Source organism: uncultured Tenacibaculum sp. (genome assembly GCF_947495995.1).
Taxonomy (GTDB): domain Bacteria; phylum Bacteroidota; class Bacteroidia; order Flavobacteriales; family Flavobacteriaceae; genus Polaribacter.
Genome location: NZ_CANMAX010000001.1, coordinates 882,704 through 895,269, shown reverse-complemented (window position 1 = coordinate 895,269; position 12,566 = coordinate 882,704). Strand labels below are relative to the sequence as shown.

Below are 12,566 nucleotides of genomic sequence, written 5' to 3'. Positions count from 1 at the left end.
TCGATCAGATTTGTTTTGTTGATTTTAATAAATCTCTTATATCAACATTCAATACTTTAGCAACCTCTGATAAAGTCTCTAAAGAAGGTTGTCTTGAATTTGTACACCAAAGAGAAATCGTTGATTCTCTTTTCTTTATTTGTTCAGCTAACCATTTATTTGTTCGTCTTTTTTCAGCTAAAACAATCTTTAATCTATTAATTTCCATATTAAATAGGATAATTAAATTATTATTTTAGGCAAAAATAATTACTTTTTATTAAAATTCTAAACTAACCATAGCACAACACAATACTTTACGGATATCCGCAAGCTTATTATGGGTGTACATTAGTTTGTGAATAAGAAAAAGTGAAAGGAACAGGGGGACTGGTCTATTTCTTTGTCTTTTTTCATGGCTTAAACATAATAAAAATTATTAATTCAATTTTGAAAAGTATCTTGTTTTAACAGTTTAGTTTAGTAACAGAGGTGTCATTCCAAACTTATTTCGGAATCTCATCAAGAGAAGTACAAATGAATTCAACATTCCAAAACCTCATCTCAATACTATGAGAAGCTGAAATAAATTCAGCTTGACGAGAACGTAATGTTCCACGATAAACGTCATACAAAGATTGAACCATAAAATCCACCGCAAGAAACGAGGAAATTAAAAGCTGTTTGAGCGATAGCGAGTTCTTTTCATTGCGTTTCGAGGATGTGAGTTTTATGTGTGAAAAACTATGAAGACTAGATTTTTTTGTTAGTTCAGTCGTTTTTTATTGGTTTAAGTCTTCATGAATCTCCTAAAGTCGATTTCTTTTTTCATCAATGGAAAAAAGAATGAACATACTTTCTGATTGAGAGATTACTTCACTACACTGCGTTTCGTTCGTAATTACATTTGCTACTATTATTCTTTGTCTTGATACAAAGAACCAAAAATCAAGACTTCAGATCATCAACTAAAAATCTTCGAACGAATTCTAAACTAAATCACTCTGTACTGAAAGTACAGAGGTTTATTATACTGGGGACTAAAAGTCCCCCTTTTTTATTCTAATATAAAATTAGAATTATCCGAGTTCGGTTTTCTATGATGCTCTAAATACTAATTAACCATCTCATCTGTAATATTGCCTGTACTCCAAACACCATAGCCAGCTCCCCAAAAATGTTTCCCCCAGTAAAGATCACTTAATTTTCTAAATTCTTGTTGAAGTTTACGAGAGCTTCTACCCTTCAGCTGCTTTACTAAATAGCTAACACTTTGTTTAGGTGCATATTCTATATGCATATGGATATGGATATGATCTGAACTAACTACTCCTTTTAAAATCGATACGTTCTCTGCATCGCAAATTTGCATCAGAAGTTCTCGACAACGAACCTGGATATCTCCTTTCAATATCTGATAACGATATTTTGTAACCCAAACTATATGACAGGTTAACCTAATTACCGTATGAGAACCTTTACGTAGTGATCTTTCCATATCTGAAAGGTATTAATTTTTCATATAACTGAAAGTGCTGCAATAAAATTGCAGGGTTTTAGACCATTAGTTGAGACCAATAAAATAACTCGGCGTTGCCTCAAACAGATTTTATTTCTTAACGAATTTGTTCTCTATTTTATTTACGTTGATTCTCTGAGGTCGAAGTTCTATAAAGTTTAAAATCAATATCATGAGAAACTGAAATACTGAAATAAATTCAGCACAAGTAAATTCAGCTTGACGAACGAAATTGTTCCACGATAAACACTTGTATTTTAAACGTCATACATAGATTGAACCATAAAATCCACCGCAAGAAACGAGCAAAATGAAAAGCTGTTTGAGCGATAGCGAGTTCTTTTCATTACGTTTCGAGGATGTGAGTTTTATGTGTAAAAAGCTATGAAGACTAGATTTTTTTGCTTCTTTTTTCATCAATGGAAAAAAGAATGAATTATAATTTTTTTAATCAACCTAAAATTAAGATCTATTCTCAGCAGTATGAGAAGCTGAAATAAATTCAGCTTGACGAGAACATGATGTTCCACGCCAAACGTTATTCCGAACTTGTTTCGGAATCTCATTACGGGAATAGTAATCTATTTCTTAACCTGAAAAATACCGAATAACTCTATGTCTTTTCTGGCTGGAACAGAGTTGTAACTTTTTTCAAAAGATAAGACTTCAAAATATTCAGAGAAATAACTCAAATACTCTTCTTTATCGCCGCCAAATGGACGTTTTTCTAGATCTCCAGTTAGTGGAATATCAAACCATAAACCAACTAATTTTCCGTTTGGTTTTAATAACTCGTGCATCTTTTTTGCATAAGCTTTTCGAGTTTCTGGAAGTGGAGGGAAGGAACAAAAAAATGTTTGTTCAATAATTAAGTCATATTGATCTTCGAACTCAAAAAAATCAGCTTCTGAAAGTTGATTTTTAGAGAAATCAGGATTTCGTTCTGTAAATGCTTGTAAAGGTTCGTTTGCAATGTCTAAAACCTCAACATTTGAAAATCCGTTTTTATGTAAATATTCTGCTTCATAAGAGTTTCCTGCTCCAGGAATTAAAATGCGTAAATCTTTGTTGGTTAATTGATCGAAATACGTTTGTAATGGGAGGGAAGCTGTACCTAAATCCCAACCGGTTCTTTCTTCAATGTAGCGTTGCGACCAGTAATCTTTTGTTGTACTCAAATTGTTTTAGTTTTTATAACTTTTAATAAGCTCTATAATTTCTTTATTTCCTTTCTGTAAAGCTATTTCAACTATAGATTTTCCTATTTCTAACTCTACTAAAAGTGGGTTTGTTCCTTTGGATAATAAGAGTTTTACCATTTCTAAATGATTATAACGAATTGCTTCTGCTAAAGGCAAAGCCATAAACTCTGGATGTTGATAATTAGGATCGATACCTAACTTTAAATAATACGTTAACAATTCAATATCATTGTCTTGAATCGCCTTAAACATTGCTTTCCAATCTCCTCCAGACATGTTTCTTTATTTAAAAGGTTGATAGGTTAAATTTATGCTTTTTATTTTTTGAAATACGCTATATAAAAACTAAAAATACCGATAGTTTTCACCATCGGTATTTTCGTATACTTAATTCTTAAATTCGGTAGCTTAGTTTCCTAAGATTACTGTGTACACAACTTGGTCTACATTCCAACCTCTTTCGTTAAAACATCCGTTTTGTGCATCTGCTTGAATAAAAGCGATTTTTTGTGGCTTAATTTGACGCTCGATCTCAGCGATATGCGCATCAAATTGATATTGATATCTATCTAAATTAATGTCTGAATCACCATCGATATAGTAAGAATAATCGAATGTGAATTGCTCTGCTTGTGGAGGAAAAATTAAAGATCCTTGAGTAAAGCTAATACAGTTAGAAGTATTTACATACTCTTCAATTTCTAATGCAGTTTCACTACCACAACCGATATCGCTATCTAAAGTACAGTTTACGATTCTTTGAGAAACGATACCTGCATTTAATTTAGTACCAGATTGTAATTCTTTTACAATTTCTTGTACTTCTGGAGTGTTAGAAACATCAATTACTTTAACAAATTGTTGGTTTTGATTACTTGCTGGTACAGTTTCTGTAGTCACTGTATCATCATTCTGACAGCTGTTAAAAGCTACTAAAGCTACTGCTGCAATAAGTAATTTAAAAGTTTTCATTTTTAATGAAGATTTATAGGTTAATTTGAGTGTGAAATTACCTAAAATCGACATCGAAAAAACTTACTTTTCGAATAGTAATACAACTATAATATTCTTAAAATTAATTTTACAGATTGCTAAAGTTTTATTGCTAAAATTTTAATCTGGCTTTAAAAATTGAGTGGTATTTTTATTGGTTATGAACCTTTTATAAATTACTATTCTGTTTTAAGTTGTTGTTGTTCAACAATAAAATCGAAACACAAAGCTTCTAATCTTTTGTTGTTAACTGTTGCATTCCAAGGTCCATGTCCTTTTCCTTCTAAAGGATAAAATTCATAATTAACTCCTGTTGAAATGTAATTGTCTCTTAGTTTTTCAGCTTCACTAAATAAAACTGTTGGATCTTCTGTTCCGTGCATAATAATTATCGGCGCATCTGAAGTATCGAAACGTTGTTTGTTGTATAAATCATTTAAAATTTCCACAGTAATTCCACTTCCCCAGAAATCTAAAACCGTATGTACTTTTGTTGGTTGATCTAGATTTGTTGTTGCTAAAGTTGGATCTACTGTCATTGAAATTTCTTCTGTATAATCTTCTGGACTAGAAACACCTAACATTGTTGCCGTAACAGCGCCTGCAGAACCTCCACCAACAGTAATATAATCTGTATTGATATTGTAATTGTTAGCATTGGCATACAACCAACGTAAAGCAGCTTTTGCATCTCTACTCGCTGGATATAAAGCAAAAAATTGATCTACAGCACTTGGATCGAGATTATTTTGCGCAAAAGGAACCCAAGCAGACGGAACTGTTCCTAAATCTCCTTGCAATCTGTAGTTTATTGAAAAAGCAACCCAACCTCTTGATGCAAAGTAATTTGCTAAATTGGTCATTTGTGGAACTTCTTTAGATCCAGAAATAAATCCGCCGCCATGTATTAACAAAATTGCTGGTCTGTTTGTTACTGAATTATTAGGAACATAAGCATCTAATTTCAATTGTTTTACTGTTGCATTTGTACTGTTAATAGATTCGTGACTTAAACCTTCTGCATATACAATATCTTTTGTAATTGTAACGTCGTATGTTACCTCGGTTTTTATTGTTGGTATATCTTGATTTTGTTCTGGAATATCTATATTTTCATCTGTACTGCACGAAAAAAATAGTATTGAAAAAAGGGCTATGTATTGTAGTTGTTTCATGATAGGGATTTTGTTTCTAAGACAACATTTATTGCTAAAAGTTTAATTTTTAACCTTTTCTCATAAATATATTTAAATTATAGCTAGGTAAAAAGTGACTTTTCATCTTTTTTTTGATCTAAAAACATAGAAGATTAATTAAATTTATACATAACAAAAAATTCAAAACATGTCTATATCAGATTTATACGCCAGCGGAAAACACAAACAAGAAATCGGTTATTTTGCTAGTGTTGTTAAAATTGCATTAGCAGATAATAACATTACTGAAGGAGAACAAGGTTTATTAGATAGAGCTGCGAGAAAATTAAATATTACTGAAGAAGAGTATAAAAAGATACTTGAAAATCCGGATGCATATCCTGTAAATCCACCTGTAGGATACGATGAAAGTATTGAACGTTTATACTTGCTAACAAAAATGATTTTTGCTGACGATGATGTTACTAAAAAGGAAGTTGTTTTGTTACGAAAAGTAGCTACTGCTTTGACTTTTCCTTTAGATAATGTTGAAAAAGTTTGCGACGAAGCTATTCACTTAGTAATGAATGATAACGATTTGGATGATTTTACAACTGCTATTAAAAAAGTAAACGCTGTTTAAATATTTAATACCATATCTAAAAGCATTGTATTCGACTCTATTTTTAGTTTTTTTCGAAGTCGATACCTTGCTTTTCTTACACCTTCTTGAGTAACATTTAAAATTCCTGCTATTTCTTTGGTTGATAAATTCATTTTCAATAAAGCCATCAATCTCAGTTCATTGGCAGTTACACTCGGGTATTTATTTTTAATTGTACTATAAAAATCGTTATGTAGTTGTTCAAAATACTTTTTAAAATTATCCCAATCTTTATCTTCTGTCATATTAAAATTTATGGTTTGAAGAAGTTTTTGGTAATTGTATTGGGTATTTTGATCTTCTGCATATTTAATGCTTTCTACTTCTTTCTTTAGTACTTTTAACGCCTTGTTTTTATTAGCTAAGTGTAGCGAATTTGAAGTTAACTGCTTGCTTTTTTCTTGTAATTCTTCATCTTTCTTCAATAATTCTTTATTTAAAAAGTATTTTTCTATGCACGATTGTTTTTGCTTTCTTTGGAAGATAAGTACGAAATAGGATAAAAGAAAAATTCCTAAAAAAGAGACAATTATCAATACAATATGCTTCTGCTTTGCTTGCTGATTTATTTTGGTAAGCGTTTTAATTTTTCTCTCTTTTTTGTCAAACTCAAACTTTGCTCGTAATTCTCTTGCTTGTTTTTGTTTTTCAATCGCATTTATAGAGTCTTTAAGCAACGATATCTGTTTAAAATAAGCGTAGCTTTTAGCAGTGTCTTTTTTTTGCTCTGCGATGCCTGCAAGTATTTCTACAGCGTCTTTTTCTAAATCTAAACGCATTGCTTTTTTGGATAATGGTAATGCTCCTTCTGCATAATACACAGCAGAATCCAATTTATTCAATTTTAAAAAAGAATTTGCCAATCCAATACTTGTATAACTCTTGTCTTTATAATCTGATTTTGGATAATTTTTTAAAGCTTCTTTTTGAATAGTTATTGCTTTTTCATACTGTTTTCTTTCATAATATAAATCACCTATAAGAGACTGTAAAGCACAGATTCTTTTGTTATGATTTATATTTCGTGCTATTTTTAATGCTTGATTATAAAATTCTAAAGCTCTATCAAACGCTTTAATTCCTTTCAAAGCAATACCTTTATTTTTTAGTAAAACTAGCAGGTGTATTTTATTACCTCCTTGAATAATTTGTGGTAGCGCTTTCTCTAAAAATTCTAATGCTTTAGAGTATTCTTTTTGACGAATTAAGACATTACTAATTTGAATATTTGTTCTTCCTAAACCTAAAGGATTTCCACGTTTTTCATATAATTTATTTGCTTTGAATAAATGCTCTAAACTTTTTTTATCGTGTCGCATTAATAAATAAGAAACTCCAGTATTTTCAATAGATTTTATATACGAAATAGAGTCTTTGAGTTTTAAAAATAATGTTCCTGATTGTTTAAAACTCTCAATAGCTTCAAAATAATTACTTTGAAAATTTTGCACAGCTCCAATTTGATGTAAGGCAGAGGCTTGTCCCCATAAATGGTTTACTTTTTTATTAAGAAAAAGTGCTTTTTTAAAATGCACTAACGCAGAATCGTATTCTTTTTGATAATAATAAACTATACCTAAACAGTTACTTGATCCAGCAATTCCTCTGGGTGCCTTAATTTTATGAGCAATTCGTAATGCTTTTCTTATAAACTTTTTCGCTTTGAAATGATTTGAACTAGCATATTGAATACCTAAATCGTTATAAGCCTTAATCAGAGTAGTATCTGTACTTTTAGTATTCACAATTTGCAGCAAACTATCTACTATTTGCTTATTTTGAGCTGTTGCTTTGTTGAAGTAAAATATAATAAAAACAATACTAAAGCCTAAAGCCAATGTTTTCATTGTAAATAATCATTTTCATATTTATTTATGTAGGTAAAACTAGTGTTTTGCTCTTATTAAAATAGGAAATCATTAAAACGTAACAATAATATAAACTACCGTAAATAAAAACTTCCCTAAAGAAATTAATTCGATAGGGAAGTTGTGGAACAATTAAAAATTAATAGTTCTTTTTAACTAGTTTGATCGTGTAATTTTTACCGTTTTCAAACTGAATATTTAACATGTAAATACCTTCTAAATTTTGTAAATCAATGTGAGCTTCTTTTTGTTCTCCTTTATCTTTAGCTATGTCTTTATGTGATAAAATAATACGTCCATTCAAATCTGATACGGAAAATAAAATTTCTCCTTTTGCTAAAGTTTTATAGTTGATATTAAAAAAACTAGTACTTGGATTTGGGTATGCTGAAACCGTAAATTCTTCTAAATTATTGATAATATCGTCTTCTTTATTCACTACAGTTACTTTTGCTTTGTGAGTTCTCTTATTTTTTACAGAACTACGTTTAGCTTTATTTATAAAAGGGACTGAGTTTCTACAAAAATCTCCCATTTTACTTTCAAAACCTTCTGTATTTTTAGTAATAATGTAGTTTTCTCCCCAGATTGGATTATCAATTCCAGGATAAGAAACAGCAAAGTTCTCATTAGCTTTTTCTTCTGCAGTTTGATTTAAATCTGCAACATCAACACTTACTTCATCATAAGAAAATTCAGTAATAGCATCATATGATTGTCTTATCATTTCTGCATTTTGTTGTCCGCTTTCACCAACACCAGAAAGTCCCATATAATCAATTTCCAAAGTCACAGAAATCCAATTTTTAAAGTTATTTGCTGAAATGATTTCTGTACCCATATTTTCTTCCAAGATATCTTCATCTAGTAAATCAGTAATATCTAAAGTCGTAGGAATAGAATTATCTACATTAGTACCATTTGAAATTAAAAAAGGTTTTGTTCGAACAGAATTTATAGAATATCCTTCTTTGTTATAGGTTGTAACTACATAATTGGCCATAAAGAAACCAAATTCAGTTCCTGAAACATTATCCATATTCGTAGTTACATATGGTTTTTGTAGTAAACGTAAATGTGCTCCGAATCTATTTTCCACGTTTTTCACAACACTTACAGCTACTTTAGGGGTAAATACTAAGTTAAAAACACCTAAAGATTCATTGTAGTAAGGAAATGCTCCTTTAGTTCCATTTCCAGCTTCAATTGGAGCAAATTCTGCATTTTCTGAACCAGGAGTTGTAATTATAACATCTTTAAAAATATTAGATTCTATAGTAAGTGAACCTTTAGCCGCTAATTCTGCAAACACCAAACTTGGTTGAGGATCTGGAAATTGTAATGGAATTACTTTATCTGGTTCATCTTCTAAATTATCTAATCTTAGTTTTACTGCAGCTGCTGTCATAGCTCTACCTTTTCCTTTTACTGCTGTACCTGCAGCATCTAATAATTCACCAATTGCTTTAACTTTTTTTCCACCACTAGCTTCAGTTGCTCCATCGACAGCATCCATTGTTTCTCCTATTGCTTTAACCCCTTTTCCAAAAGCAGAAGTAAAATCACCAGCAGACATCTTTTTTGTACCTTCATATTGTAAACGTAATGCTTCGCGTTCCCAATCGGGTACTTTTCTACCTGGTATGGTAAATTCAGTTTCATTACTCCAAGGTGTATTGTTCCATTGGTTTAAACTAGTTAAACTTATATCTCCTAAACTTTGAGATTGCTCTCCAAAAGGCGCATCTAAAACCCCAGTTAAAAAAGAATCTGATTTATCCATCCATTCATCATAACCATCAGCACCTGCAGGAATACTTCCACCTAGAGTTTTCCCCACAATTTCCATTGTTCCACGGGTAACTTTATCTACTTTTATTTGTAAGTTAGATTCAAAGAAACAGGTACATGGATCATAATTAAACGTAAAATCTACATAATAAAACTTCCCTTTATTTGTTCCGCTTAATTCAATGTATTTACTGTATTCTGGAGCTCCTAAAAATGGATTATCTAAGGCTTTTCCTTGTAAATAACTTGCCCATAATCTTGGTTGATGATATTGACCAGAATACGTAGCTGTTTGTTTATCTAATATAGATACTTTTAAAAAGTTAGCAATGGTTCCGTTATAAACGTATAAGAATACACGTAATTTTCCTGTAAAACGGTTGTACAATACGAAGTATGGTTCTCCTCTCAGTTCGCTTTTTTGATTTCCTAATTTGTCATATCCAAAATCCATTTGTACAAATTCCCATCCATCAATAGAACTAAAATCTTCTCCTCCTTGATAAGTACCATCTACTGAAAACTTAGAAGAAATAGGTCTTAAATTAAGTTCATTGGAATAAAAAGGACTTTTTACATTTACCGCAGTACGAATTCCTGCAGCATCATAAGCCATTGAATAATATTCTTGTCTCCAATCGAAGGTATTTGTTGGTCTTCCTGAAGGAGCAAAAGAGAATTGAGGATCTGTAGTATGTTCGTTTGGAGCATTTACTGTTCCAAAATCAGTACCACTCACTAAAATTGCTTGTGGCTTATATGATATATCAATAGTACCTCTTCTAACTATCGATAGAAATCTGTTAAATTTTCCGTTATCACTATTCAATAAAATAGGGGTAGGAACTCCTTTTAAGACATGTTGTTTATCGCCTTGTTTTGCCAATAGTTTTCCACTTTCGTGACCAAAATATATCGGTAAATTAGGTGCGAATTCTGTAGCAACTTCTTTACCTTTATTAAAAATATAGATAATACCATTGTCTCTTTTTTCAATTCCAGAAGTAAGTAACCTCGATCCTGGTGATTGTAATGCTTCTTTACTATAAACACTTACATTATAATCTAACAAACCTAATTTGGCAGCAGCTTTATCATTAAAAACTACTTGAAACATATCTTCTGTTCCTCCTTCTACCAAAGTTGTTATATTTCCTGAACCAATAATGGCTGTATTGTCTTCAATAGGGGCTAAAAAATCATCCGTCGTAATTCTTGTAAATTTATTATCTGAATCAGCAATATTTTCTATAATATGAGCATTAGAACTATACGTTGGCACAGCTATATACTGATTTTCAAAAGATTTAAAAGTGTTGAATTCAAAAGTAAAAGATGTAGAATTTTCTGTTTGTAAGCTTTCTATACTAATATTTTCAGCAACTGCTTTTAAATAATTATTAGCTTTAGCTGCACTTTGAATTATATAATGTTTGTCTTCCTGAGTATTGTATGGCATTACAAATTCAAAGAAATAATTATCATCTATATATTCATTTTCTACAATATCATTAGTAGCTATAACTGGTGAATAAGCTCCATTCGTTTCTTGTAAGTAAATCCAATCAGCACCATTCTCTACACTTACTAAAGCAAAGGCTTGATGTTTAAAATCTTGAACAACCCACCATAACTGATTCTTTTTTATTTCACTGTTATTTTCATTTTCTACGATTTCTATCCCTGATACTGATCTTGTTAAAAAAGAATTCTCTTTTCCATCTGGAGATATCGTGATAATTGCCTTTGTTGTTTGACTCCCTTTTAAATCAGGTACTTGTAAAGACTCAAAACTAAAATCTAATACTGATGCTGCTTTTGAAGTAGCAATTTGCGCATTAACTTGGCTAAAAAAGTATCCATAAATAATGCTAAAAACTATAATTAAAAGTTTTGTTTTCATGATATTAAATACGAATTACCTTTAATTTTGGTTGACTTTATTTTCTAGTAGTTGTAATTTTTCTTGTAATTGAAAAATTACTTTTTGCATCATTTTCAATCCGTTTTCTTGTTCTTTTATTTTTTCTTCTTGATTAATAGTGTGTAAGTATAATTCTTCAATTTTTTCTACAGAAATAATAACTACTTTGTTAACATCTAATCCATTATTAACTACCTCTATTTCTGAAGGCATTCCTGGAAGATGCTGATTTTCCTTTGTGTAATTTTTCACCTCTTTTAAAGGCATTAATTTGTAATCTTTTGAAAAGACATAATCAGGAAAAGAAGAAGCATCTGCTATAAAACCGCTAGCTTTTATTCTTCCAGCCACATGTACTTGCTCAGTAATGTTATTCGGATTGATAGCACCAAAACCCATTTTACCATCAGTTTTTACATATAAAGCATTGTTTCCAAAAGCATTTTTGATTGAAAAATGAGAGTTTTCTATGTTTGATAATCTAAAATCAACACCCTTATTAACAAGTACTTGTTGTGAGTTTAATACATTAGAAAAATTGATTTGGCTTTTAACATCTAGTGTTCCTAGAGAAGATATATTTCCTTTTACTGTGATTCCTTTATCTAAGTTTACCTCTTCAGTTAAATTGGTATTTCCTGAAATGGTTAAGTCTCCAGATACTTCTAAATTTCCATCATCATTTGATGTCGAATTTCCAGAAATTTTCACACTTCCTAAAACATCTAGTTTTACTTGAGGATCTACTATCCCAATACCGATATCTCCATCTGGATTTATTTTAAATGCATCTATAAGTTTTCCTTCATTTTGTGAGCGTAATTGTAATCCTACACTAGTGCTATTAGAATCATCTCTAGCTTGTATGTATGCAGTACCATCTTTTCTATCTCCTTCAAATGCATGTAAAAAAACATGTCCTTTTGCATATATGTCTCCATTCACATGTAACTTTTTTTTAGGTGAATTGGTACCAATACCTAAAAGTCCTTCATCGGTAAGACGCATCTTTTCGTCTACTCTAGACGATGCATTACTATTGAAACCAAATACTATATCTTCATCATTAGAATTGTTATCCCAATCTGCAACTAAGTATAAATTTGAAGTATCCATAAACATACCGTTTCTTGTTCCTGCTCCTCCTTCCATTTGTACTTCAAATTTTATTCTGTGAAACCAATTACTTCTACTTCCATGAGTAACATAAAAGTTCTGATTTTTTGTATAGGTGGAATTGTCGTCCATAGTTAATACCATAGCCTCCTTAGATTGATATCCCTTACTTTTAGGCCAAGTGTATGTATTACTTTGACTGAATAATTTTACAGTAGAATACGTAAAAATTAATGCGATGAAAACTATAATGTTTTTGCGTTTTAATTGATTTGTTTCGTTCATGATTATTTGGTAGAATTTAAGAGTTCATAAACGTAAAAAAATGATCTTTTTAAACCATAAAACAGGGTAGGACAAAAGCGGGACATGCA

Annotated in this window: 10 protein-coding genes; 1 reads left to right on the top strand and 9 read right to left on the bottom strand. The window is 30.7% G+C overall.

The annotated features are described in order from the left end of the window. Positions 1-4: 4 nt before the first annotated feature. The 6 genes from Q1A15_RS04095 to Q1A15_RS04070 form a co-directional block, all read right to left on the bottom strand. Positions 5-208, bottom strand: a complete 204-nt coding sequence (locus Q1A15_RS04095; RefSeq protein ID WP_299619178.1) for a helix-turn-helix transcriptional regulator — start codon at positions 206-208, stop codon at positions 5-7. A gap of 885 nt (positions 209-1,093) precedes the next feature. Further along, positions 1,094-1,477 carry an IS200/IS605 family transposase gene (tnpA, locus tag Q1A15_RS04090; protein WP_299619175.1) on the bottom strand — a complete coding sequence of 128 codons (384 nt, stop codon included), beginning with the start codon at positions 1,475-1,477 and terminating at the stop codon, positions 1,094-1,096. A 602-nt stretch (positions 1,478-2,079) separates the two neighbouring features. Further along, entirely contained in the window at positions 2,080-2,676 is a 597-nt protein-coding gene (locus tag Q1A15_RS04085; protein WP_299619172.1) for a methyltransferase domain-containing protein, read from the bottom strand. Between the two features lie 6 nt (positions 2,677-2,682). Continuing rightward, positions 2,683-2,976 (bottom strand): ankyrin repeat domain-containing protein, encoded by a 294-nt coding sequence (locus tag Q1A15_RS04080; protein WP_299619169.1) that lies wholly within the window; start codon positions 2,974-2,976, stop codon positions 2,683-2,685. 132 nt (positions 2,977-3,108) lie between these two features. Further along, positions 3,109-3,672: a hypothetical protein gene (locus Q1A15_RS04075; protein WP_299619166.1), complete on the bottom strand. Its 564-nt coding sequence runs from the start codon at positions 3,670-3,672 to the stop codon at positions 3,109-3,111. A 200-nt stretch (positions 3,673-3,872) separates the two neighbouring features. After that, complete coding sequence (locus Q1A15_RS04070) at positions 3,873-4,868, bottom strand: alpha/beta hydrolase (RefSeq protein WP_299619163.1); 996 nt, start codon at positions 4,866-4,868, stop codon at positions 3,873-3,875. A gap of 169 nt (positions 4,869-5,037) precedes the next feature. On the opposite strand from Q1A15_RS04070, the gene Q1A15_RS04065 reads away from it, so the two are divergent. Next, a complete protein-coding gene (locus Q1A15_RS04065) occupies positions 5,038-5,472 on the top strand; it encodes a TerB family tellurite resistance protein (protein ID WP_299619160.1) in 435 nt (144 codons plus the stop codon). On the opposite strand, the gene Q1A15_RS04060 is transcribed toward Q1A15_RS04065, so the two are convergent. From Q1A15_RS04060 to Q1A15_RS04050, 3 genes are all read right to left on the bottom strand, one after another. Beyond that, entirely contained in the window at positions 5,469-7,340 is a 1,872-nt protein-coding gene (locus Q1A15_RS04060; protein WP_299619158.1) for a tetratricopeptide repeat protein, read from the bottom strand. The genes Q1A15_RS04065 and Q1A15_RS04060 overlap by 4 nt on opposite strands. Positions 7,341-7,500: 160 nt before the next feature. After that, positions 7,501-11,055 carry a T9SS type A sorting domain-containing protein gene (locus Q1A15_RS04055; protein ID WP_299619155.1) on the bottom strand — a complete coding sequence of 1,185 codons (3,555 nt, stop codon included), beginning with the start codon at positions 11,053-11,055 and terminating at the stop codon, positions 7,501-7,503. 21 nt (positions 11,056-11,076) lie between these two features. After that, positions 11,077-12,477 (bottom strand): hypothetical protein, encoded by a 1,401-nt coding sequence (locus Q1A15_RS04050; protein ID WP_299619152.1) that lies wholly within the window; start codon positions 12,475-12,477, stop codon positions 11,077-11,079. Positions 12,478-12,566: the final 89 nt, after the last annotated feature.